Source organism: Streptomyces sp. NPDC044719 (assembly GCF_056433405.1).
In genome coordinates this window covers 442,796-466,640 of sequence record NZ_JBWKHE010000003.1, presented here as the reverse complement: position 1 = coordinate 466,640, position 23,845 = coordinate 442,796, and the positions used below count along the sequence as shown (strand labels likewise).

Below are 23,845 nucleotides of genomic sequence, written 5' to 3'. Positions count from 1 at the left end.
CCGGCATCAGACGCGGTGTGTGTTCCCGAGGGGCCGGAACCGGTCCGTGGCCGCCAGCACGGCATCCGTCGTGGCGTCCCCGGACAGTCCGTGCCCCTCCCCGCCGATCAGCACGAGCTCCGCGTCCGGCCACACCCGGGCCAGCCGCCACGCGATGTCCGGGGGCCCGCTGATGTCCATCCGCCCGTGGACCATCACCCCCGGGATACCGGCCAGCTTCCCGGCATCGCGCAGCAGGGCCCCGTCGTCCAGGAAGCCCGTGTGCCGCCAGTAGTGCGTGACGAGGCGGGCGAAGCGCAGCCGGAAGCGCGGGTCCTCGTAGCGGGGGTCGGGCCTGTGCCCGGGGTCCGTGGACACATGCACGTCCTCCCAGCGGCACCACTCCCGCGCGGCCCGCTCCCGTACGGCCGGATCGGGGTCGGCGAGCATCCGGGCGTACGCCTCCACCAGGCTGCCGTCGCGCTCCCCCTCGGGGACGGTGTCCCGGAACCGGGCCCACTCCTCGGGGAAGATCCGCCCCATGTCCCGGGTGACCCACTCCACCTCGCGGCGGGTGGTGCTGGTGACGCTGAAGAGGACCAGCTCGGACACGTGGCCCGGGTGCTGCTCGGCGTAGGCCAGCGCGAGGGTCACACCCCAGGAGCCGCCGAGGACCAGCCACTCCTCGATGCCGAGGTGCCGCCGCAACTGCTCGATGTCGGCGATCAGATGGTGGGTGGTGTTGGCGGCGAGCGAGGTCCGCGGATCGGCGGCGTCGGGCGTGCTCCGCCCGCACCCGCGCTGGTCGAGGAGCACGATGCGGTACGCCGCCGGGTCGAACAGCCGGCGCCAGAACGGCCCCGCCCCGGATCCCGGCCCGCCGTGCAGCACGAGGGCGGGCTTGCCCGCGGGATTCCCGCAGGTCTCCCAGTGGACGCGGTTGCCGTCGCCGACGTCGAGCATGCCGTGCTCGTACGGCTCGATGGGGGGATGGAGACCGGTCATGGGGGAGGTGCCCTCCTCGACTCCGCCGAGATGTAACAGCGCTGTTAGATTAGCAAGGTGAGAGACATCCCGGATCCGGCCGCCGTAGGAACACTGCTCCGCCACGTCCTGGAACTGCTCGACGGCGACGTGGCCAAGATCTACGAGGAACAGGGCCTCCCCGAGTACCGGCCCCGCTTCTCCCCGGTCGTACGGGCCCTGCTGGCCGAAGGCCCGCTGTCCGTCCGCGACTTGGCGGCGGCGGTCGGCGTCACGCACTCGGCCGCGAGCCAGACCGCGGCCCAGATGGCCCGCGCGGACCTGGTCACCCACACCCCCGACCCCCTGGACGCCCGCCGCCGACTGATCGACCTGACCCCGAAGTGCCGCGCCCTGCTCCCGCGGATCGAGGCGGAGTGGGAGGCCACGGTGACGGCGATGGCGGAGCTGGACACGGAGCTGTCGATGCCGCTGGCGGAGCTGCTGAGGGAGGTGGCGGAGGCGGTGGGGCGGCGGCCGTTCCGGGAGCGGGTGGGGGCGGTGTATCGGGGGCCGGGGGGTGGGGACTCTTCGTGAGCCGCAGGGTGACCGGCAGCCTGGGAAACGCCCGGCCGCCCCTGGCCGCGGCGGACGAGCCACTCGGAGACCGTCACTCGCCCTGGGGCTCCACGCGCATGTCGAGGTGCTTGTCGATGAAGCCGTTCATGAACTCCACCCCGAAGGCATGGGTCTCCGGAGAGACATCAGACGTCGGCTCGCCGAATCACAGGACGGTCTCCGGCCTGAACTCCGCCTCAGCAAGCCACGAACGAAGCCTGTCGACCCGACCTCCGCTCAGCCGGACCAGGGCCTGGTGCACCCGTTCTCGGTCCACGCCCGTATACAGATCAATCAGTGCCAGCGCACTCGTGATCTTGTCGCGTGAGAACGTGGCCTCGCACAGCTTCCGTGTTGCCGGGGACACCGCCACACCCGTCATCCTGCCCATCGCGGACATCGGCGACAACAGCCGGCATCGGCCGAAAACATGGCGAGCCCCAGGTGATGGATCCCTCACGGTTCCTTCGCGCAAAGCACTGGCCCCGCCGCCCCGCCCGCCCCGATCGTGAGCACCATGAACGATCACGGTGACGAGCGCGACGAGGTCCGCCGTTTCTGGGGCCGCCTCGGGCTCCCCGGCCTTGTCGACGTGCATACGCACTTCATGCCCGAGCGGGTCCTGCGCAAGGTATGGGAGTACTTCGACGGGCTCGGGCCGCTCACCGGTGGGCTGGAGTGGCCGATCACCTATCGGGAAGAGGAGACGGAACGGGCCCGGATACTGCGGGAGTTCGGCGTGCGGGCCTTCACCGCGATGCTCTATCCGCACAAGCCCGGCATGACCCGCTGGCTGAACGGCTGGGCGGTGGACTTCGCGCGTCGTACGCCCGACTGTCTGCACACCGCGACCCTCTTCCCCGAGCCGGGGGTCGAGGCGTATGTCCGGGAGGCCGTGGAGGCGGGTGCGCGGGTGTTCAAGGCGCATGTGCAGGTGGGGGCCTACGACCCGGCCGACGAACTGCTGCGGCCCGCGTGGGGAGTGCTGGCCGACGCCGGGATCCCCGTGGTGATCCACTGCGGATCCGGGCCCGCGCCCGGCAAGCACACCGGGCCCGAGCCGATCGCCCGCGTGCTGGCGAACCACCCCCGGCTGCGGCTGATCGTCGCGCACATGGGGATGCCCGAGTACGAGGAGTTCCTCGGCCTCGCCGAGCGGTACGGGGAGGTGCGGCTGGACACGACGATGGCGTTCACCGACTTCAGCGAGCGGCTCGCGCCGTTCCCCGGCCGGGCCCTGCCCCGGCTGTCCGGGCTCGGCGACCGGATCCTGCTCGGCTCCGACTTTCCCAACATCCCCTATCCGTACGTGCAGCAGCTCCAGGCTCTGGAGCGGCTGGGACTCGGGGACGAGTGGCTGCGGGCCGTGTGCCACGACAACGCGTCAGAACTCTTCGGGCTGTGAGACCGGTACCGCACCGGCCTCGGTGAACAACGCCGCAACTACCGCCGGGTATTGGAGAGATCGCGTAAGAAGACACCCACAAGGGGGCCCGCGAGGTCACTCCCGCTCCCTTTCCCCTCCCGAGTGAGCTAGAAACTTCAACGACCCGGGCCGCACCACACCAAGGGGCGCGCCACGGCACTCGCGCCCTAGGGGAACACACAGTGACCACACCAGCTCACGGGTCCGGCCGGTCCGGCACCGGCACCGGCACCCGCGCGCGCAGACGCCTCCCGCGTCTGAAGATCGCCATCGCCGCCGCCGTCTCCTTCGCCGTCGCCGGGACCGCCGCCCAGGTGATGGCGGCGCAGCCGGACGAGACCGGCAAGCAGCCGACCGTGCCGGCCCTCGCCTGGTCCGACTGCCAGGACGGCTTCGAGTGCGGATCCGCCGACGTGCCGCTGGACTACCGCGATCCGCAGGGCAGGACCATCACCCTGGCGGTCATCCGCAAGAAGGCCCCGGACCAGGCGAAGAAGAAGGGCACCCTCTTCCTCCAGCCCGGCGGGCCCGGCAACTCCGGCGTGGACTTCGTGCGCGGGAACTACGCCGAGCTGCCGGCCGCCCTGCGCGACTCCTTCGACGTCTTCGGATACGACGTGCGCGGCGTCGGGCGCAGTTCGCAGGTCCAGTGCTGGGACGACCCGACCTACACCCGGGCCATCACCGCGGCCAGGGGCGTCCCCGGCCCGGACGCCTACGAGCCCGCCGTGCGCCAGGCCGCCGAGTTCGACCAGGCCTGCCAGGACAACGCCGGCGACCTGCTGCCGTACGTCGGCACCGAGTACGTCGCCCGGGACATCGACCTGCTGCGCCAGGCCCTCGGCGAGGACCGACTGACGTACTACGGGCGGTCGTTCGGCTCCTACATAGGCACCGTCTACGCCGCGATGTTCCCCGACCGGGTGCGCGCCCTCGCGCTCGACGGCGCCTACGACCCCGAGCACTACGCGAACCAGCCGTACGCCTACGACCGGCCCCAGTACCTGGCCCTGGACGGCGCGATGAGCCGCTTCCTCGACTGGTGCGAGGCCGACCAGGCCACGTGCGGGTTCGGCGACGGCGACCCCCGGGCCGCGTTCGAGAAGCTCAAGGCCGACCTCGACGCCGACCCCGTACCGACCGCGAACGGCGGGCAGGCAGGCGGCTACACCCTGGTCTACCGCATCCTGTTCAACATCAACGAGGGCAAGGTCATCTGGCCCTCGCTCGGCGAGGCGCTGCACAAGGCTCAGCAGCGCGACAACACCTCGTTCCTGCTCCGGCCGCCGTCCGCGGCCAGCTACGACTTCCTCAACCCGAACGTCGTCGTCGAGTGCGTCGACAAGGCCTACCCGCACGACCCGGCCCTGCTGAAGCGGAAGGTGACCTCCTTCGCCAAGGCCGCGCCGCTGCTCGGCCCGGCCCTCGCCTACGGCCCGCCGCTCTACGACCACCAGCACGCCACCGCCTGCGCCCAGTGGAAGGGCGAGCAGGTCAGCCGCTACGACGGTTCCTTCCGCGCGAAGGGCTCCGCGCCGATCCTGGTCGTCGGCAACACCGGCGACCCGGACACCCCGTACCAGGACGCGGTGGCGCTGTCCCGGGAGCTGGACAACGGCCGGCTGCTCACCTTCGAGGCCGAGGGGCACACCGCGTTCGGGCGCAGTGCCTGCGCGACGGACGCCGTCACGAGCTACCTGGTGGACCTGAAGGTCCCGGCGCGCGGCACGACCTGCGCGGACGAGACCCAGCCGCCGTCCTCCACACCGAAGGTGGCCCCGCCCGGCACGACCCTCGGCGAACTCCGCAACGGCGTCAACGAGCGCCTCGACCGCCTCGGCGTCCTGCGCTGACCGACCCCGCACGACGGCACCCCGGGTGCCGGGCCACGACCGGCCCGGCACCCGGGGTGTTCGCGTATCCCGACAACTCCTGCCTCTTGACCCGCCTCGCGGGGGCGCGTACAACTGCACTCGCCACTGGCAGAAAACGGTTACTACCCTATTACCGCAAGGGAAAGGTCCCTCACGATGAGAGCTTCGGGAGAACGGGCCCGCCGGGAGGTACTCAAGGGCGCGGCCGCCGGTGCCGGGCTGGCCGTGGCGGGCATCGTCACCACGGGCCCCGCGTACGCCGCGGACAGCCGACCGGACCGGCCGGAGAGCGTGACCGCCCGCATGGGCGGCACCTCCATCACCCTGTCACTGACCGACGGAGCACTCCGGTGGTCCGCCCGGCGCGACGGCCGGACGGTGATCGGCACCTCCTCCCTCGGCATCAGGCTCGGCGACGGCACCGTCCTCGGCTCTGACGTCCGGGTGACCGGACAGCGGCTCCGCGCGCGCCGCTCCACCTGGACGCCGGTCTACGGGCGCAACGCGACCGTCACCGACCACTACCAGGAGCAGCGCTGGGACTTGGAGGACAGGGGCACGGGCATCCGCTTCGGCGTGCAGGTCCGCGCGTACCGGACCGGCGTCGCCCTGCGGTACCTCCTCCTCGACCAGGGCACCGCCACCATCACCGACGAGCTGACGACCTTCGTCTTCCCGGACGGCACCACCGTCTACAGCGCCCGGGACGAGAACGCCTACGAGCCGGTGGCCCCGGGCTCCATACCCGTCACCGGCACCGCCACCACGGACAACGGCCCGCTCACCGACCTCCCCCTGACCGCCACGCTCTCGGGCGGCCTCATCGCCTGCGTCTGCGAGTCCGCGCGCGTCGACTACCCGCGCTTGATGCTCGGTTCGGTCGCCGGTGAGCCGAACACCCTCTCCGCCTTCCTCATGGAGCACACCGCCCGGGGCACCGGCCCCGTGGAGACGGCCACCACCGTGGCCACGCCCTTCGCCACGCCGTGGCGGGCCGTCGTCATCGGCGCCGGCCACGCCGAACTCGTCGACAACGCCGAGCTGGTGCTGAACCTGGCTCCGCCGAACGCCCTCCCCGAGACCTCGTGGATCAAGCCCGGCAAGGTCTTCCGCTGCGAGCTCAGCACCGCGGCCGGACTCGCGGGCGTCGACTTCGCCGTGGCCCGGGGGCTGGAGTACGTCGAGTACGACGCCGGCTGGTACGGCCCGGAGTTCACGACGCCCGACGCGACCGCGCCGATCGCCGCGATCGACCTGCCCTCGGTGATCTCGTACGCCACGGGCAAGGGCATCGGAGTCTTCCTCTACGTCAACCGGCTGGCGCTGACCGACGCGGACTCCCTCTTCGGCCTCTACAAGAGCTGGGGCGTGCGGGGCATCAAGCTCGGGTTCATCAACGACGGCACCCAGTCGATGACCGGCCAGATCATCGACTGGGCGGAGACGGCCGCGAAGTACGAGCTGCTGATCGACATGCACGACGACGTCCGGCCGTTCGGCTACGAGCGGACCTTCCCGAACTGGATCAGTCTGGAGGGCGTGCGCGGCAACGAGCAGTTCCCGACCGCCACGCACAATGTGACGCTGCCGTTCACCCGCAACATCGGCGGCCCGATGGACTACACGATCTGCTACGGCCAGTCCCGCGACAAGACCACCAACGCCCACCAGATGGCGATGGCCGCCGTCTACTACCAGCCCCTCAACTTCCTCTTCTGGTACGACAAGCCGTCCAAGTACGGCAACCCCGCCAACTGGCCGGGCCTGCCCTGGTTCAACGCCGTTCCGGTGACCTGGGACGAGAGCCGCACGCTGGCCGGCTCGATCGGCGAGTACGTCGTGGTCGCGCGGCGCAGCGGCTCCGACTGGTACCTCGGCGCGATGACCGACGAGTCGTCGAGGACGCTCACCATCCCCCTGTCCTTCCTCGGGCGGGGTACGTACACGGCGACGGTGTACGCCGACGGCACCCCGGGCGCCAGCCCGTACCAGACGCCGGTCGTGGTCGGCAGCCGGACCGTGACCCGGGCCGACACCCTCGAGGTGGCGATGGCCCCGGCGGGCGGACAGGCGGTCGTGCTGAGGCCCGTCTGAGGACGAGGGGCGGGGGTTTTCCCCAGGGGGCGGGTCCACCGACCGGTGGACGGCAGGTTCAACCGAGTGCCTCTGTCCGGCAACTGCCCTGCTCAGCAACGATTTTGGGCATGAACTCATTAACTGTGCGCGTGGCGCGCTGGAGCGCGCGGCACCCCTGGCGGGCGATCGTCGGCTGGCTGGTGTTCGTGGCGCTGTGTCTGGGCATCGGCAGTGCCGTCGGCACGAACAGTGCCAAGACGGCGGACTACCGGGTCGGTGAGGCCGGGCGGGCCGAGGCCCTCGCCGCCGAGGCCGGTCTGGAACGCAGAGCCGCCGAGCAGGTGCTGATCTCCTCCCGTTCAGGCGGTGCCCTTGACCAGGGCGCGGCCCGGGCCGCCGCGGACGACCTCACCGACCGGATGCGGCGGCTGCCGGAAGTGGCGGGCGTGGCCGGCCCGTTGCTTTCCGAGGACCGCCGGATCCTCATGGTCGAGGTGTCGCTGAAGGGCGAGGAGCGGGACGCGAAGGACAAGGTCGACGCGCTCGTGGCGCAGACCGACGCGGTGCGCGAGGGCCACCCCGGCCTGCTGCTGGAACAGACCGGAAGTCCTTCCGTCAGCAAGGGCGTCGACCAGCAGCGCAGCGACGATCTGGCGCTGTCCGAGGCGATCACCCTGCCCGTCACCCTGCTCACGCTGCTGGTCGTGTTCGGGTCGGTGACCATGGCCGGGGTGCCGTTGCTGCTGGCGCTGTCGTCGATCGCGGCGGCGGTCGGCCTCTCGATGGCCGTCTCGCATGTGTCGCCCGACGCCGGGATCGGGACGAACGTCATCCTGATGATCGGCCTCGCGGTCGGCGTCGACTACACGCTCTTCTATCTCAAGCGCGAGCGGGAGGAACGGGCCCGCTCCGGCGGGCGGCTCTCCTCCGAGGCGCTGGTGGAGCTGGCCGCCGCGACCTCGGGCCGTGCGGTGGTGGTCTCCGGGATGGCGGTGGTCGCCTCCACGGCGACGCTGTATCTCGCCTCCGACGTGATCTTCTCGTCCCTCGCGACCGGCACGATCGTGGTCGTCCTGGTGGCGGTGGCGAGTTCGCTGACGGCCCTGCCCGCGCTGCTCGTCAAGCTCGGGCGGCGGGCGGAGCGCCGGGCGCGACGGCGGGCCGAGAGCGGTAGGCCCGTACGCCGGGTGCGGGGTGAACGGGGCGGCGGCCGGGTGTGGAGTGCCCTGCTGCGGCCCGCCGCCCGGCATCCCCTGGCCACCCTGTGCGTCTCGGTCCTCGCCCTGCTCGCCCTCGTCGTCCCGCTGGCCGGGCTGAAGATCACCGAGATGAGCAGGGACACCCACTCCCGCGACATCCCGGCGATGCGGGTGTACGACCGGCTCAACGAGGCCTTCCCGGAGCAGCGGGTGACCCACCAGGTCGTCGTGCGGGCCGATGCCGCGCGGTCGGCGGAGGTCGTCGCCGCTCTGCGGGAGGTGACCGGGCGGGCGGGGGACGACCGGCTGTTCACCGGGGCGTCGCGGATCCGGACCTCGGCCGACGACCGCACCAGCACCCTCGAACTGAAGGTGCCGCACCTCGGCAACTCCGAGGAGGCCTACGACTCCCTCGACCGGCTCCGGGACGACTTCCTGCCCGCGACCGTGGGCCGGATCGGCGGCGCCGAGTACGGCGTGAGCGGCGACGTCGCCCGCTACGCCGACTATCCCGCCCACCAGAACGGCAAACTGCCCCTGGTCCTCGGCGCGTTGCTGCTGGTGACGTTCGCGATGACCCTGTACGCCTTCCGTTCGGTCGTGCTCGCCCTGCTCGGCGTCGTGCTGAACCTGCTGTCCGCTGCGGCGGCGCTCGGGCTGCTGGTGCTGGTCTTCCAGGGGACGTGGGCGGAGGGCCTGCTGGACTTCGACTCCACCGGGTCGATCGGGTCGCGGGTGCCGCTGTTCCTCTTCGTGATCCTCTTCGGGCTGTCGATGGACTACCAGGTGTTCGTGGTCAGCCGGATCAGGGAGGCGGCGCTCGCGGGCGTGCCCACGCGGCAGGCGGTGCTGGACGGGATCCGTTCCTCGGCGAGCGTGGTGACCAGTGCCGCGGTCGTGATGACGACGGTGTTCGCCAGTTTCGTCTTCCTGCACATCATCGAGATGAAGCAGATCGGCTTCGTGCTGGCGGCGGCCGTGCTGATCGACGCGGTCGTGGTCCGGGTCCTGGTGCTGCCGGCGGCGATGCTGCTGCTGGGCGAGTCGAGCTGGTGGCCCTCGCGCGCGGTGCGGCGGGCGCTCGCCGTCGCGGAGAACGCCCCGGACGACGTCGCGGAGAAAAGGTCCTCCTCCCGTTCGGCGGTCGACGTACGTTGATCGGCATGACCGCATCCGCCGGCTCCACCGCCGACGCCTTCTGGACCACGACGATGCGCCGCTGGAACGCGGTGTGCTGGCTGCTGTTCGCCGTGATGGCCGTCGGTCTCGCCGCCATCGACCGGCCCGGCGGGAGCAAGTACGCGGCCCTGCTCCTGCTGGGCGCGGTGGTGGTGTCCTACGCGGTCCTGTACCGCTTCCCGGGCAACCCCGTCGTACGGCCGCACGTGTATCTGTCGGTGCTGGTGGTCGCGCTGGGCGGGCTGGCCTATCTGCGGAACAACTACGCGGCGCTGTTCATGGTGACGCTGCCGCACTACTGGCTGTTCGGGCGGACGCCGAGGGCCTCGGTGGTGTTCCTGGGGCTCGCCACGGCCGCGACCCTGGCCGCGAGCGTGCTGCGGCACGGCTGGACGGTGGAGTTCTTCACCGAGATCCTCGTCTCCACGGTGCTCGTCGTCGCGGTGGGGGTGCTGATCGGGCTGTGGGCGCACTCGGTGGTCGGGCAGAGCGCCGAGCGGGCCCGGCTCATCACCGAACTGGAGGACACCCAGGCCCGGTTGGCCGAGGCGCATCAGCGGCAGGGCGCTGCGGACGAACGGGAGCGGCTGGCGCGGGACATCCACGACACCCTCGCCCAGGGCTTCGCCTCGATCATCGTGCTCGCCGAGGCGGCCCGGGCGGGGCTCGCGACCGACCCGGCCCGAAGTGGCCAGCAGTTGCGGTCGATCGAGTCCACCGCCCGGGAGAACCTCGCCGAGGCGCGGGAGCTGGTCGGTTCGCCCCAGCGCCCGGGCCAGGTGGCGGCGGGGTCGGTGGCCCAGACCCTGCGCCGCACCCTGGACCGTTTCGCCGAGGACACCGGCCTCACCGTCGACGCCGAGCTGGCGGACCTGGAGTGCGACCAGCAGACCCGGATCGCGCTGCTGCGCTGCACCCAGGAGTCGCTGGCCAACGTACGCAAGCACGCCCGCGCCTCCACGGTCGGTGTGGTGCTGGCCCGGCAGCCGGACGGCGTGGAGCTGGAGATCACCGATGACGGGACCGGGTTCGTGGTGGCGGAGTCGTCGGGCTTTGGCCTGGACGGCATGCGCAAACGGCTGGCGGAGCTGGGCGGGAGGCTGACGGTGACGAGTTCGGTGGGGGACGGGACGCGGGTGCTGGCGCTGATACCCGTGACGGCCGAAGCGGAAGGGGCCTGCGCATGACCGACGGACCGCTGCGCGTCATCGTGGTCGACGACCACACCGTCATGCGGGCCGGAGTGGTGGCCCTGCTCGCCTCCGAGTCCGGCATCGAGATCGTCGGCGAGGCGGGCGACGGCCGCGCGGCCCTCGACCTCGTCGAGCGCCACGCACCGGATGTCGCCCTGGTCGACCTGCGGATGCCCGTGCTGGACGGGGTGGCGACCACGACCGAGATCGTCGCGCGCTTCCCCCGCACCCGGGTGCTGATCCTGACGACGTACGACACGGACGCGGAGATCGAGCGCGCGGTGGAGGCCGGGGCCATCGGCTACCTCCTGAAGGACACCACCCGTGAGCAGCTGGCCGACGCGATCCACGCGGCGGCGCGCGGCGAGACCGTGCTGGCGCCCCGGGTCGCCGAACGCCTGGTCGCCCGTATGCGCCAGCCCGCGCAGATCCCGCTCACGGCCCGCGAGGCGGACGTCCTGAACGCGGTCGCGGACGGGCTGACCAACGCCGAGATCGGCCGCCGCCTCGTCATCGCCGAGGCCACGGTGAAGACCCATCTGCTGCGGCTGTTCGCCAAGCTCGACGTCAACGACCGTACGCGGGCGGTGGTGGTGGCGATGGAACGCGGGCTGCTGGACAGGCCCTGAATCGTCATGAGCCGATGTCCACGACCCGGGCCCAGTCCGGTGGTGAGTCCGGGACGTACTCGGGGTCGGTCTCGTCGTGGGCGTGGTTGTCGTAGCGGCGGGGGAAGAGGCCCACGACCGTGCGGCACGGGGGCCGGGTGCCCGGCCAGGGGGTCTGGCCGTCGGTCAGGGCCACGATGACGTCCGGGGCCGGGCGGGAGCGCAGCGCGCGGGTGAAGCCCGCGCGCAGGTCCGTGCCGCCACCGCCCTTCAGCGGGATGCCCTCGGCGCGGCAGAGGCGGCGGGCGATCCCGGCCGAGGCGTCGCAGGGCATGACGGTGACGAGGTCGCGGCGTCCGCCCACCGCCCGGGCGATCGCGGCGACTTCCAGGAGCGCGCTGCCGAGTTCGGCGTCGCTGACCGAGCCGGAGGTGTCGATGATGACCGCGACCCTGGGCGGTCGGCGGCGGAGGCTCGGCACCACGACGCCGGGCAGACAGACGGCACGCCGGGCCGGGCGGCCGTAGGTGTAGTCCTCGCCCGCGCCGGGGCCGGACGTGGCCGAGCGGACCGCCGCGCCCAGCAACTCCCGCCAGGGCTGGGGCGGGTGAAAGGCCTCCTCGGCCCATCGCCGCCAGCCCTGCGGGGCGCTGCCGGGGCGGCCGGTGATGCCCTGCGCCACCCGGAAGCGGACGGCGTCCCGTTCCTGCTCGCTCAGGCCGTGCGTGCCGCCCGGGCCGAGTTCCCACTCCCGGCCCAGTCCGTCGGCGCCACTGCCGCAGTCCAGCCAGGCGAGGTCCTGCATGCGCGGGCCGATGGTGAACTGCCGGAGGTACTCCTCCATCAACTCGCCTTCCGCCAGCCCCAGATCGCCCGGCTCGACCGCTCCCTCGGGGCGGGCCAGGCCGTCGCCGTAGACGTCGTCGTTGATCTCGAAGTCCGCGGCGATGTTCATCCGCAGCCGCTCCCCCGGTCCGCTCAGCCCCCGCTCCCGGGCGACCCGGTCGCTGCGGCCGTGGTGGTCGCGCAGCAGGTGCGACACCTCGTGCACCCACACACCGGCCAGTTCCTCGACGGGCGTACGGTCCACGAACACCGGCGAGACGTAGCACCGCCAGTGCCGGTCGACGCCCATCGTCGGCACCCGGCGCGACTCCACGACATGCAGGGCGAACAGGGCCGTAGCGAGGTAGGGGCGGACCCGGGCGGCGTGCAGACGGGCCGTGAAGAGCTTGTCCCGGTCGAGGGTGCCGGTCGTGCCGGAGCCGTCCGTCGTCATCGGCCCGCCTTCGCCGCCGCCTTGGTCCGGTCCGCCCTCCGCGACAGCGACACCACCCCCGCCAGGCGCTCGATCGACACCGGTACGTCCCAGTCCTCCCGGCGCAGTGCGGCGAGCGTGGTCGCGGGGACGACCACGACGTCCGGGGGCCCGCTCTCCACGGCCTTGACCAGCAGTGCCCACGCCGCGTCCCAGCGGGGCCGATCCGGGCGGCTGCGGACCGCGGAGACGACGGCGTCCAGCGCGGCCTGGCGCAGGTCGCCCCGCTCGGGCAGGACCGCAGCCGCCGGGTCGGCCAGGAGGGTCTCGGGGTCCGGCAGGTCCATCCGGTCCAGGCTCGCCAGCAGTTCGAGACCCGGCCCGTCCCCGACGGTGCCCCGGACCAGCAGGGAGAGCACGTCACGGGAGGAGCCGGCCGCGGTGGCGAAGGCGATCAGATGCAGCGTCATCTCCCAGCTTCGGGGCGACGGCCAGGCCCCGCCCCGGCGGGTCTCTCCGCTGGGCAGCCGGTGCACGAGCCCGGGGCGTGCCGTGAGCAGCTCGCACACGGCACGGCGGGCGAAGGCCACGGCCTCCGGCAGCTTTCCCGGGTCGAGCCGGGGCAGGGTCGCCCGGGGCCAGGTCCCGCCGAGGCCCCGGACGACGACCTCGGTGTCGTGCGTCCACTGGAGGTGGACGAAGCGGTTGGCGAGCGGCGGGCTCAGTTCCCAGCCGTCGGCGGCCGAGGAGCGCGGGTTGGCGGCGGCCACGATCCGCACGCCGGGCGGCAGCCGCAGCGCTCCGATCCGCCGCTCCAGCACGAGCCGGAGCAGGGCCGCCTGGACGGCGGGCGGCGCGGTGGAGAGTTCGTCGAGGAACAGCAGTCCCCGACCGGCCCGCACCAGGCGCACCGCCCAGTCCGGCGGGGCCATGGGCACACCCTGTTCGGCGGGGTCGTCGCCGACGATCGGCAGCCCCGAGAAGTCGGACGGCTCGTGCACGCTCGCGATCACCGTGGTCAGCGGCAGGTCCAGGACGGTGGCGAGCTGGTTCAGGGCGGCGGTCTTGCCGATGCCCGGCTCTCCCCACAGCAGCACGGGCAGATCCGCGGCGACGGCCAGGGTGAGGGCTTCCAGCTGGGTGTCGGGGCGCGGTTCGGTGGTGGTGTCGCGCAGGAGGGTCAGCAGGTCGGCGGCGACGTCGAGTCGGGCGGTGGTGTCGGCCAGGGGCGTGATGCGTGTGGGCATGGGTGATCACCTGTAGGTCTAGAGGTCCTGAAGGGCGGGCGGGGCGAGGTCACATGTGGCGGGGGCGCGGGCCGTGGTCGCGGGAGCGGCGGCGGTCCCAGGGGCGCAGGCTGCCGGGCGAGGGCCCGTCAAGGCCCGTCCGGAACAGCCCGTAGGCGATCCGCCGCCGCGCGGCCGTTTCCAGCGCGTCCCTCAGCGGGCCGTCGCGCAGCACCGCTTCGGGGCCCAGCAGGCTCTCCACGGCGGCCAGCGCCCCGGTGACGTCGCCGTGCCGGAGGCGTTCACGCACGCCGGTGAGGCAGTCGGGGCGGCGGTGTGCGCGGTCGATGGCCTGGAGACAGGGCAGGGGTGGTCCGCCGAGCGCTGCCAGCAGTTCCTCGCGCCGGATCTCGTCCGGGTCGTGGTCCAGTGCGGCCAGGGCGCCGTCGACCAGGCCGATGGTGTGCCGGGCGCCCCTGCACTCCACCTGCCGTGGATCACCCGCCTGTTCAGGCGCGCCGGAGGTGCCGGTCCGCTCGACCCCCAGCGCCGAGGCGACCAGCGGATGCAGCCGCCCGGGATCGATCGCCCCGGCCCGGAGCAGCTCCAGGTCGGGCAGCACCCAGGTCGCCGCATCGGGCAGGACGGGCAGAGCGGGGTCGGGGGCGTGCGACGTCACCGCCGGGGTGCCGTCGGACACGTCCAGGACCAGCCGGTTGCGCGCCCCGAGCCGGACACCGACCCTGCCGGTCGACCGGCCCTCGGCACGCAGCAGGATCTCCGCCTCGGCCGCCCACCGGTCGACGGCGCAGCGATGGCCGTGCGGCAGCGGCCCGGGCGCTGAACGACCGTCCGGCGGACCCGCTCCCGCCCGCGCCCGCAACTCGCCTGCCCGGCGCGCATCCCACAGGTGCCGGTGCAGGTCGAGACGGAACCGTCTGCTGGGGCGGGGATGCGGATGGCGCCGGTCGGCCGTGTCCGACCCGTCCCACAGGGCGAGGCTGAGCCGCTGACCGGCGTCGGCCCAGGCCGGTGGTGTCCGCACCACGAGCTGCTGCGGTGCGGGGCCTGTGGTGTCGTACCGGGCCAGCCCGATCGTCAGCCCCGGCCGCAACAGCCCGTCGGGGGCGATCCTCGGCAGGTGCCAGCGCAGCAGGTCGGGCGCCAGGTGACGGAGGTCGGCGCGGAGCCGGGCGGCGAGTTCTCTGCCGTGGGCCCGGGCCACGGCGCGTGGCTGGAGGTCTACGTCGATACCGGCAGCGGCGCACGCACCCGCCCAGTCCCCGGCCTGCCGCCGGGCGGTCGCGGTCTCGATCATGGAGGGCGGCACGGCGAACTCGCGCACGCGCGGCCAGAAGGAAGGCGGGGTGTCCCCGTTCGCGAGGTCGGTGAGCATCAGCACTCACCTTGCGCGGACGGGACCCCCGATCTGTTCTCGGAGTGAGTCGTCATCGCGACGGATGCTAACGGCCCTCGCTCCCCCTGCGCGACGGAATATCCCACGCCTCACACCACGTGCGACTCGGGCCGGATCGCCGCCCCCGCCCGGAAGCGGTCGGCGCTGAGGGGACCGACGTCGACGCAGGGCGTCCGGTCCAGGTACAGGTCGCGGACGATCTCCCCGACGGCCGGGGCCTGGAGGAAGCCGTGGCCGGAGAACCCGGTGGCGTAGAGGAAGTTGACGACCTCGTCGGAGCGGCCGATGAGCGCGTTGTGGTCGGGGGTGACCTCGTAGAGCCCGGCCCAGCCGTCCGCCGTCTCCATCTCGGCGAGGTCGGGGGCGCGGTGGCGTACGACGTCGCGGAAGAGCTCCAGCCACCCGGGGGTCCAGGTGGTGTCGAAGCCGTCCGGCTCGGCGGGGTCGGCCAGGCCGAACAGCAGCCCGTCGTCGCTGTTGTGGAAGTACGCCGAGGACGAGAAGTCGATGGTGAAGGGGATGCGCGGGGCGGGCGGTGTGAGCGGGACGGTGAAGGCCAGTTGGCGGCGCACCGGCCGGACGGGGAGGGGGACGCCGGCCAGGTCGCCGATCCGTGCCGACCAGGCGCCGGCGGCGCAGACGACCGTGGCGCAGTCGATCCGCCCGCGGTCGGTGAGGACGGCCGTGAGCCGGTCGCCGGCGGTGTCGAAACCGGTGACGGTGGTGTGCGTGGCGAACACGACCCCGGCCCTTGCCGCCGCCCGGGCATACCCCTGGACGACCAGTCCCGGCCGGGCGTGGCCGTCGGCCGGCGAGTGGGCGGCGGCCACCAGCCCGTCCGTGCTGACGTAGGGGCACAGGCGGCGGGCCTCTTCGGGGCCGGTCATACGGCTGGGGACGCCGAGGGAGTTCTGCAGCCGGACGGCGCCCTCGAAGTCGGCGGCCTGCCGCTCGGTGGTGAGCAGGAAGAGGTAGCCGACGGTGTCGAGGCGGATGTCGGCGCCGGGGCGGTCGGGGAAGTCCCGGAAGGCGCGCAGACTCCGGTCGCCCAGTTCGATGTTGAGCGGGTCGGAGAAGTGCGCCCGTACGCCGCCGATCGGTTTGCCCGAGCTGCCTTGGCCGAGCTCTGCGCGTTCCACGACGACGATGTTCCCCGCCCCGGCCTCGGCCAGGTGGAAGGCGATGCTCGTGCCCATCACACCACCGCCGATGATCACGACGTCGGCGGTGCGGGGGACGGTGGGGCAGACGGGTGAGGAGGTCAAAGGGCCATCCCTTCGCAGTCGTTCCAGTCCACTACGCGGCACCTACGAGGTCAACCACCCGCCCCCGCGCACACCCTCAGCGGACTTTGCCATCTCTTTACAACCTGCCCCACCGCCGCCTCGTCTCTCCGCACGACCGTCACCCACCCCGCCGAGCACCGGGCGGGACCGACGAAGGAGAGCGATTCCATGCGCCGCACCGTCCTGAGCGCCCTGGCCCTCGCGGGCACCGCCGTACTGCTGGGCACCGGGCCCGCGTCCGCGACGACCCCGAGCCCGGTCCCGTCGGCCACCCCGCCCAGCAGCACCCGGCCCGCCCCGTCCGAGGCGCCGGACAGTGCCGAACCGACCCGGGCACCGGAAGCCACCCGCCCGGCCCCGAAGCCGGAACCGACCCGGGCACCGGCCGAGGACCAGGTCTCCGTCCGGCCGGGCGGCGCGCCCGACACCGGTGTGACGCCGGCATCCTCGTCCTCCGGGAGCGACGGCACGGCGATCGGCGCGGGCGCCGCCGCTGCGTTCGCGCTGGGCGGCGGAACGGTGTTCGTCGTGCGCCGCCGCCGGGCGACCGGGGCATGACCGCGTTCTCCAGGCGCGCGTTCACCACCGCGGCACTGGCGTCGCTGCTGACGGCGTGCGGGGGCCACGAGAGCACCGGACGGCAGCCGAAGCCGCGGGCGGTTCCGGCCGAAGGGGCGGTTCCGGCCAAGGGGGCGCGTCCCCTGGCCCGATCCGCTCCGGTCCGGCTGCTGATCCCGGCGATCGGTGTCGACACGCCCGTGATCCGGCTGGGCCTGGCACCGGACGGCACGGTGGAGGTCCCGCCCCTCACGGCGGACGACCGGGCCGGCTGGTACCGGCACTCGCCGGCCCCGGGGCAGACCGGGCCGTCGGTGATCCTCGGTCATGTCACGGTCGGGAAGTACGGCGACGGCGTCTTCCGCCGTCTCGACCGGCTGCGCCGGGGCGACCGGATCGTGGCGCGCCTGGAGAACGGCACGGCGGCGGAGTTCGCCGTCACGACCGTACGGACCACCCCGAAAACCGCATTCCCCGCGGACGACGTCTACGGGAACGTGGACCGCCCGGAACTGCGGCTGATCACATGCGGCGGAGCGCGCACCGGCGACGGATACGCGGACAACGTGATCGTCTTCGCCGCGCTGAGCGGCACCGAGTCCCCGACCCCTGGAGAGCGTTGAAACGGTCCCGCGAGAAGGCCGCGTCCGAACTGTTCGCCGCCCTCTACCCGCGCCTCGCCGGCTGGTGCCGCCGGCTCGTCGACGACGACGGGACGGCCCACGAGATCGCCTCGGAGGCGTTCACCCGGCTCTGGGCCCGCTGGACGTCCGTGGAGGAGCCCCGCGGCTTCCTCTACGTCACCGCGGCCAACCTCGTCCGGGACCACTGGCGCAAACTGGAGCGCGAGCGCCGGGCCCTGCACCGCGTAACCTCGGAAGCCGCCGTACGGCCCCACCCCGAGCAGGCCGACCCCTCGGTGCGGCTGCTCGTCCAGTCGCTCCCGGAACGGCTCCGCGTGCCGATCCTCCTCCACTACTACGCTGACATGCCGATCCGGGAGGTGTCCGCACTGACCGGGCGCAAGGAAGGAACCGTCAAGGCCGACCTGCACGCGGCCCGCGAACTGCTCCGCGTCCACCTGAGGAGAAGCCTTGACCACACGCCTTGACGACGTCCCGGGCGACCCGGAGTCCGGCCCCGACGACCCCCTCGCCGTGATCCTGCGTCCCTCCTCCCCGGACTACCTGGGGGCACCGCCCGGCCAGTACGAGGTGGTCCGCCGCAGGGCGAAGCGCCGCCGCCTCGTTCGTACCGCTGCCGGTGCCGGGGTGTGCTGTGCCGTGGCGGCCCTCATCGCACTCCCCCTGCGCTTCGCGGCCCCGGACCGTCCCGCCTCCCCGACGGTCCCGATGGCCCCGCCGCCCGCGACGACGCCCCTTCCCACTCCGCCGTCGTCCCCCTCCCCTGCCCCGTCCGCGTCGTCCTCCGCACCATCCCCCCTGCCGTCCTCCGCGCCGACCTCGGCATCCGAGGCCCCGGCCCCCGGGACGGCCGCCCCGCGCACGGACAGTCCCCGCGACACCACGCGCGCGACGGCCGTGTCCCGCACCCCGTCGGCCACACCGACCCCGGCGCGAGACGTCCCGTCGACCGGGCCGAGGGACCAGTAGGGGTCAACCCCGAGTCCCTGTCCGTGCGTTCCCCGGTCTGTCCCCGATTCGGGTCGGTGAGCGTTGTGGTGCGTCCTGGCCTGCTGCCAGGCTCCCTCGCATGGCCGACAGGAGGAACTCCGTGCGTTCGTTGTTGAAGGGGTTAGCCGGAGCGCTCGCCGCAGGGGCGCTGCTGATGGGGGGAGGTGTGGCGGAGGCCGATACCCGCACGACCTCGCCGGCGGCGTCCGTGCGGGCCATCGACTGGAAGCCGTGCCCCGATCACGAGACGGCCGAGTGCGGGACGCTGCGGCTGCCGGTGGACCGGGCCCGGCCGCGGGGCGAGACGTTCGACCTGGCCGTGGCCCGCCGCAAGGCGACCGACCCGGACCGCAGGATCGGCGTCCTGATGGTCAACCCGGGAGGACCGGGCGACTCCGGCGTCAACTACACCCTGACGCGCGCCGAGGCCCAGCTCAGTGCCGAACTGCGGGCCAGATTCGACATCGTCGGCTTCGATCCGCGGGGCGTGGGCGGCAGCCGGCCGGTGATGTGCTCGAAGAAGCTGCTGGACGCGCGGCCGTCGGTGTATCCGCGCGACCAGGGGGAGTTCGAGCGGCTGGCGGCCTACAACCGCGAGCTGCGCGAGGACTGCCGCCGCCACACCGGCCCCGTCTTCGACCACGCCGACACCCTGTCCGTCGTCCACGACATGGAGGCACTGCGCAAGGCGCTGGGCGAGCGGAAGATCACCTACTTCGGCCACTCCTACGGCACGCTGCTCGGCGAGCAGTACGCGGAGCTGTACGGCGACCGCATCCGTGCCATGTCCCTCACCGCGAACATCGACCACAGCATCACCGGCGCCCGGGAGTTCCTCGTCTCCTCGGCGACATCCGCCGAGGACTCCTGGCACCAGTTCGTGAAGTGGTGTGATCGTGCGCGCTCTTGTGCCCTGCACGGGCGCGACGTCCCGGCCGTCTGGGACGGACTGCTGGAGCGGGCCGACCGAGGCGGGATACGGGATCCGGAGCAGCCGGGCCGGACCCTCGACGCGAACGAGATCACCTTGCGCGTCTTCAGGATGTTCTACGGACCGAACTGGGCCGAGGCGGCGACGTTCGTGGCGCGACTCGACGCGCAGCGGCCGGAGACACGGCCCGCGGCGGCCGCCACGGCCCCGGCACCGGAAGCCGATGAGCCACTCGAGGCGCAGCCCCTCTTCGCGGTGTTCTGCCAGGACTGGCGGTTCCGGCCGCGCGACCACCGGGAGTTCGCGCGCCTGACCGCGGCCGAACAGCAGGCGGCACCGCACATGCGCGGCTCGCCCCGCGTGCACGCCGCTCTGGCCGGATGTGTCGGCTGGCCGGAGCGGGTGAACAATCCACAGCACGATCTGCGCGTCACCAAGGCCCCGAAGCTGCTGATGATGCACTCCCGGCACGACCCGGCCAACCCCTTCTCCTGGGCGGCCGAGGTACACCGGCAGACCCGCGGCAGGGCCGTCCTGCTGACGTACGAGGGCGCGGGACACCGCGTCTACGACCGGAGCGACTGCACCCGCGACGCGATGGACGGCTATCTCGTCGCCCTGAAGGTCCCGCGCGACGGCAGCACCTGCGCCGCGGCCGACCCGGCCACCGGGAACTAGGAGCCGGTCCGCGCGATCTCGTCGAGGCGCTCCTGCTGGGCCGCCGTGAGCGTGCGGACCATGAGGGCGGCGGTGCCGGCCGCGGCCACGATCGCCAGGTCGGCGGCGAGCAGGGGCCAGACTTCGGTGTAGGCGCGGACGATGACGTCGTCGGTGGAGTCGGCGTAGATCAGGCCGACTCCGCCGGCCAGGCCGGCCAGCCACAGGCCCCACCACCAGTTCACGACGGCGGGCAGCCGCCGGTCGGGGAAGACAGACCGGTGGACGTCCGCGACCATGCCCCGGGGTATCCACAGGTTCACGATGGGCACGATCCAGCCCAGGAAGAGCCAGAGGTACTGGTAGCGCGGTTCCTTGTCCGAGAGGGTCCGGGCGTTGTCCCGTACGCGGTCCAGCCAGAGCAGGAACACGAGGGCGCAGACCGCCGTGACGGCGCCGCCTGCGGAGTCGACCGAATGGTAGGAGTTCTCCAGGGCGTTGAGAGGACGGTGGACGCCGTCGCCCTGGTCGGGCGGGCCGGACGCCGGCATGCCCGCCGTGGCGAGCCGGATGTGCCAGACCGCCCGGACCGCCCAGGCCAGTCCGGCGAGGGCGAGAGCGACGACGGCGAGGTTGGCCGCGCCCCGGATCGGGCGCAGGGCAGAGGGCTCAGTGGAGGTGGGGGGTTCCTTTTCGATCACCCGCCCATCTTGTCCTACCCCTTCACCCGGCCTTCCTGCCCCGCTCAGTCCCGCCGGCTCAGTCCCGCCGCCCGGCCCTCCTCGTCCCACCGCACCTCGAGGACGTGGTCGACGGCGTCCCGGTCGAGGGGGCCGAACACGTGCGGGAAGAGGACGTCCCCGGCGACCCCGGGCGGCGGGGCGGGGGCCGCCGCCTCGAACTCCACCCGCGCGGTCAGACGCGCCTCGTCGAGGGCGAGCACCAGCAGTGGCCTGGGCGCGTCCCGGTAGAAGGCGTTGACGACGGCCAGCGTGGCCGGCTCGTCCGGGGAGCAGTGCACGAAGCCCTCCTCGGCGAGGGAGTCGGGCGCGTACGTCCGGCCGGGGGCGGTGTCCCAGACGGTGAGCGGTACCACGTGATAGATCATGGCCCCCGTTATAGACCCCTCAGAGTTTCAGGGCGGCGATGGTCCGCCGGGTCGCCTCGGCGATCAGGGCGTCCGAGGGCTCGGCCCCGTAGCCGGGCCGGTCGGTCATGACGGCCAGGACGAGCGGCTCGGTGCGGGGCGGACGGACGATCGCGATGTCGTTGGCCCTGCCGTAGTTGCCCGTGCCGGTCTTGTCGGCCACCTCCCAGCCCCTGGGGAGCCCGGCCCGGATGCGCCGGGCGCCGACTTCGGTGGCGTTGCGCGAGAGCCAGTCCGTGAGCAGGGCGCGTTCGCGGGCGGGCAGGGCGGTGCCCAGGAGCAGGGCGCGGAAGTCGGTGGCGATCGCCCGGGGGGTGGTGGTGTCGCTGGGGTCGTCGGGTCGTACGTCGTGCAGTTCGGGCTCGTAGTGGTCCATGCGGCTGACCTCGTCGCCGAGTCCGCGCAGATAGGCGGTGAGTTTCGCCGGGCCGCCGAGGTCGCGCAGCAGCAGGTTCCCGGCCGTGCCGTCGCTGTACCGGACGGCGGCGTCGCAGAGTTGGCGCAGGGTCATGCCGGTCGCGATGTGCTTCCCGGTGATCGGCGCCGTGGACTCGAGGTCGGCGCGCGTGTAGGTGACGCGCCGGTCCAGGCCCTTCAGGGAGCGGTGGTGCAGGACCGCGGCGGCGGCCAGTGCCTTGAAGGTCGAGCAGAAGGCGAAGCGCTCGTCGGCGCGGTGGATCACGGTGGCGCCGGTGCCGGTGGCGAGGGCGTAGACGCCGACGCGGGCGCCGAACTCGCGCTCCAGATCCGCCAGTCGGGGGCGGTGGACGGGAGGCGCGGGGGCGGGTGGGGCGGTCGTGGACGTTCGGCCGGTCCGGCCGGTCTCCCGGTCTTCGTCCGTGCCGCAGCCGGCGAGAGGGAGGAGGGCCGCGGCGGCCAGGAAGGCCCGGCGGGTCGACGAGGAAGGTCCATGCGCGGACATGCGGTGTTCTCCGGTCACTCGGGGTCGCCGGAAGCGGCGGCCAGCAGGCTGTGGACGATCGGTCCGGCGGAGCCGCCGCCGGTGACACCCTCCTCCACGACACAGGCCACGGCGACGTTGCCGCGGTGGGCGACGAGCCAGCCGTTGTTGTCCTGCGCGTCGGAGACCTCGGCGGTACCGGTCTTGGCGCCGATCTCGCCGGGCAGATCGGAGAGGACCTCCGCGGTGCCGTCGGTGACGGTGGCCCGCAGCATCGCGCGCAGCTCGGTGACGACGCCCCGTGGGAGTGGGGTCGTGGTGGTCTTGTCCTCGTTGCCGTCGGTGAGCGAGGGCTGGTGGAAGGTGCCGGACACGGCCGTCGCGGTCACGGACGCCATGAGCAGCGGATTGGCCTGCACCCGGCCCTGCCCGATCATCGAGGCGGCCTTCTCCGTCTCGTCCTTCGGCGCCGGCACCGAGCCGTCGTACGTCGGTGCCCCGACGTGCCATTCCTGGCCCACCCCGAAGTACTTGCGTGCCACATCCCCGAGTTCCCCGTCGTAGAGCCGGTCGCGCAGGCTGATGAAGGCGGTGTTGCACGACTCGGTGAAATCCTTGCGGAAGGTGGCGCCCGGGTGCTGGGAGAGTTCCACGTTCTGGAACCGCTTCCCCACCGTGAGGTACCGGGGGCAGTCGACCACCTCGTCCGGCTTGACGGCGTCCTTGAGCAGCAGGGCGCTGGTGGTGACGATCTTCCAGGTGGAGCCGGGCGCGTAGGTGCCGGAGAGGGCTCGGTTGAAGCCGGAGGCCGGGGAGTTCGCCACGGCCAGGATCTCGCCGTCGTCGATGCGCAAGGCGACGAGCGCGGCGTTCTTGCCCTCGGCGTGGGTGGCGAGGGCCTGCTCGGCGGCGGACTGCCAGCCGGCGTGCAGGGTCGTGCGGACGGGGCCCTTGTCCCGGACCGTGCGCGCGCCGAACCTGGCCTCCGTGCGCTCGACGTCCCCGGTGGCCCGGTCGACGAGGTGGATGGCCCCGCGCGCGCCGGTGTCCGTGCCGTTTCCGCCGAGGCGGGTCATGAGGGGTGCGAGGGAGGGGAGTTCGTCGCCGGACAGGGCCGTCCCCTGCCGGTCGATGACCTCGGGGGGTTTCGTCTCCTCCCGTTCGAGGCGGAACTTCTCGGTGCCGCTCAGCCGGGGGTGGACGACGGACAGCGTCCAGTCCACCTTCCAGGTGCCGTCGCCTTGCTGACGCAGCGGCAGCTTCGACTCGTAGGTCCAGGTGCCCAGGCCGGTGACGGGCATCCGGGCGGTGAACGGGACGGTGACCGTGCCGTCCTCCGCCTCGGTCGCGGCCTTGGCCTTGAGCGCGGGCTCGGTGATCTCGAGCCCGGCGGTGAAGCTGTCCAGCACGCGCTGTGCCGTACCGGGGCTGGTCGTGCGGGCCGCCGCGCTCGGCAGCCGGCCGGCGGCCCAGTCGGCGAGGAACGCGCGGGCCTGCTTCCCGGCGGCGGGGTCGGGGCCGGTGTCCCGTGCGAAGGGACCGAGACCGGCCGCGTACGACCCGCCCACGGCGACGGCCAGCACCACCGCTCCCGCGGTGACGGCCCGGACGGCGTTGCGGCGCCGTCTGCGGTCCCGGTTGGCACGGCTGGTGTATTCGGCGAGGGAGTCCATGCGCCGAGAACAGCAGCGCCGTGGGCAACCTGTCCAAGACCT

21 protein-coding genes are annotated in these 23,845 nt (G+C 72.9%); 12 read left to right on the top strand and 9 right to left on the bottom strand.

Annotation, left to right across the window (positions count from 1 at the left end; all coding sequences use genetic code 11):
- Window positions 1–6 precede the first annotated feature (6 nt).
- A complete protein-coding gene (gene pip / locus AC07DF_RS13645; RefSeq protein ID WP_478970192.1) occupies window positions 7–984 on the bottom strand; it encodes a prolyl aminopeptidase in 978 nt (325 codons plus the stop codon).
- Between the two features lie 57 nt (window positions 985–1,041).
- Here pip and AC07DF_RS13640 point away from each other — a divergent pair, with 57 nt between their 5' ends.
- The 7 genes from AC07DF_RS13640 (at window position 1,042) to AC07DF_RS13610 (ending at window position 11,136) form a co-directional block, all read left to right on the top strand.
- Entirely contained in the window at window positions 1,042–1,539 is a 498-nt protein-coding gene (locus AC07DF_RS13640; RefSeq protein WP_478970191.1) for a MarR family winged helix-turn-helix transcriptional regulator, read from the top strand.
- A gap of 538 nt (window positions 1,540–2,077) precedes the next feature.
- The gene (locus tag AC07DF_RS13635; protein ID WP_478970189.1) at window positions 2,078–2,965 is read left to right on the top strand and encodes an amidohydrolase family protein; all 888 of its coding nucleotides are present in this window, start codon (window positions 2,078–2,080) and stop codon (window positions 2,963–2,965) included.
- Between the two features lie 203 nt (window positions 2,966–3,168).
- Entirely contained in the window at window positions 3,169–4,839 is a 1,671-nt protein-coding gene (locus tag AC07DF_RS13630) for an alpha/beta hydrolase (protein ID WP_478970187.1), read from the top strand.
- 177 nt (window positions 4,840–5,016) lie between these two features.
- Window positions 5,017–6,954, top strand: coding sequence for a glycoside hydrolase family 97 protein (locus AC07DF_RS13625; RefSeq protein WP_478970185.1), 1,938 nt, complete (start codon window positions 5,017–5,019; stop codon window positions 6,952–6,954).
- Between the two features lie 110 nt (window positions 6,955–7,064).
- Window positions 7,065–9,293 (top strand): MMPL family transporter, encoded by a 2,229-nt coding sequence (locus tag AC07DF_RS13620; RefSeq protein ID WP_478970183.1) that lies wholly within the window; start codon window positions 7,065–7,067, stop codon window positions 9,291–9,293.
- A gap of 5 nt (window positions 9,294–9,298) precedes the next feature.
- Window positions 9,299–10,501, top strand: coding sequence for a sensor histidine kinase (locus AC07DF_RS13615; RefSeq protein ID WP_478970181.1), 1,203 nt, complete (start codon window positions 9,299–9,301; stop codon window positions 10,499–10,501).
- The gene (locus AC07DF_RS13610; RefSeq protein WP_478970179.1) at window positions 10,498–11,136 is read left to right on the top strand and encodes a response regulator; all 639 of its coding nucleotides are present in this window, start codon (window positions 10,498–10,500) and stop codon (window positions 11,134–11,136) included. The genes AC07DF_RS13615 and AC07DF_RS13610 overlap by 4 nt, the downstream gene beginning before the upstream one ends.
- A gap of 4 nt (window positions 11,137–11,140) precedes the next feature.
- Here AC07DF_RS13610 and AC07DF_RS13605 read toward each other — a convergent pair whose 3' ends face one another.
- The 4 genes from AC07DF_RS13605 to AC07DF_RS13590 all read right to left on the bottom strand — a co-directional run bounded on the left by AC07DF_RS13605 (window position 11,141) and on the right by AC07DF_RS13590 (window position 16,281).
- Window positions 11,141–12,394 (bottom strand): vWA domain-containing protein, encoded by a 1,254-nt coding sequence (locus tag AC07DF_RS13605; RefSeq protein WP_478970177.1) that lies wholly within the window; start codon window positions 12,392–12,394, stop codon window positions 11,141–11,143.
- Window positions 12,391–13,620, bottom strand: coding sequence for an AAA family ATPase (locus AC07DF_RS13600; protein ID WP_478970176.1), 1,230 nt, complete (start codon window positions 13,618–13,620; stop codon window positions 12,391–12,393). Before AC07DF_RS13600 ends, AC07DF_RS13605 begins: the two co-directional genes overlap by 4 nt.
- A 49-nt stretch (window positions 13,621–13,669) precedes the next feature.
- Window positions 13,670–14,995, bottom strand: coding sequence for a hypothetical protein (locus tag AC07DF_RS13595; RefSeq protein WP_478970175.1), 1,326 nt, complete (start codon window positions 14,993–14,995; stop codon window positions 13,670–13,672).
- 110 nt (window positions 14,996–15,105) lie between these two features.
- A complete protein-coding gene (locus AC07DF_RS13590) occupies window positions 15,106–16,281 on the bottom strand; it encodes an NAD(P)/FAD-dependent oxidoreductase (RefSeq protein ID WP_478970173.1) in 1,176 nt (391 codons plus the stop codon).
- A gap of 189 nt (window positions 16,282–16,470) precedes the next feature.
- Between AC07DF_RS13590 and AC07DF_RS13585 the strand changes: the two genes are divergently transcribed.
- From AC07DF_RS13585 to AC07DF_RS13565, 5 genes are all read left to right on the top strand, one after another.
- Complete coding sequence (locus AC07DF_RS13585) at window positions 16,471–16,860, top strand: sortase-dependent protein (protein ID WP_478970171.1); 390 nt, start codon at window positions 16,471–16,473, stop codon at window positions 16,858–16,860.
- Entirely contained in the window at window positions 16,857–17,483 is a 627-nt protein-coding gene (locus AC07DF_RS13580; RefSeq protein ID WP_478970170.1) for a class F sortase, read from the top strand. Before AC07DF_RS13585 ends, AC07DF_RS13580 begins: the two co-directional genes overlap by 4 nt.
- Window positions 17,480–17,971 carry an RNA polymerase sigma factor gene (locus AC07DF_RS13575; RefSeq protein WP_107456362.1) on the top strand — a complete coding sequence of 164 codons (492 nt, stop codon included), beginning with the start codon at window positions 17,480–17,482 and terminating at the stop codon, window positions 17,969–17,971. Before AC07DF_RS13580 ends, AC07DF_RS13575 begins: the two co-directional genes overlap by 4 nt.
- The gene (locus tag AC07DF_RS13570; protein WP_478970168.1) at window positions 17,955–18,473 is read left to right on the top strand and encodes a hypothetical protein; all 519 of its coding nucleotides are present in this window, start codon (window positions 17,955–17,957) and stop codon (window positions 18,471–18,473) included. The genes AC07DF_RS13575 and AC07DF_RS13570 overlap by 17 nt, the downstream gene beginning before the upstream one ends.
- 121 nt (window positions 18,474–18,594) lie before the next feature.
- The gene (locus AC07DF_RS13565; protein WP_478970166.1) at window positions 18,595–20,103 is read left to right on the top strand and encodes an alpha/beta hydrolase; all 1,509 of its coding nucleotides are present in this window, start codon (window positions 18,595–18,597) and stop codon (window positions 20,101–20,103) included.
- Here the strand turns inward: AC07DF_RS13565 and AC07DF_RS13560 are convergent.
- The 4 genes from AC07DF_RS13560 to AC07DF_RS13545 are packed head-to-tail and all read right to left on the bottom strand — an operon-like array spanning window position 20,100 to window position 23,803.
- Complete coding sequence (locus tag AC07DF_RS13560; RefSeq protein ID WP_478970973.1) at window positions 20,100–20,780, bottom strand: DUF4328 domain-containing protein; 681 nt, start codon at window positions 20,778–20,780, stop codon at window positions 20,100–20,102. The genes AC07DF_RS13565 and AC07DF_RS13560 overlap by 4 nt on opposite strands.
- Window positions 20,781–20,827: 47 nt before the next feature.
- Window positions 20,828–21,190 (bottom strand): DUF952 domain-containing protein, encoded by a 363-nt coding sequence (locus AC07DF_RS13555; protein ID WP_478970164.1) that lies wholly within the window; start codon window positions 21,188–21,190, stop codon window positions 20,828–20,830.
- 19 nt (window positions 21,191–21,209) lie between these two features.
- Window positions 21,210–22,151 (bottom strand): class A beta-lactamase, encoded by a 942-nt coding sequence (bla, locus tag AC07DF_RS13550; RefSeq protein ID WP_478970162.1) that lies wholly within the window; start codon window positions 22,149–22,151, stop codon window positions 21,210–21,212.
- A 14-nt stretch (window positions 22,152–22,165) separates the two neighbouring features.
- Complete coding sequence (locus AC07DF_RS13545; RefSeq protein WP_478970160.1) at window positions 22,166–23,803, bottom strand: penicillin-binding transpeptidase domain-containing protein; 1,638 nt, start codon at window positions 23,801–23,803, stop codon at window positions 22,166–22,168.
- Window positions 23,804–23,845 lie beyond the last annotated feature (42 nt).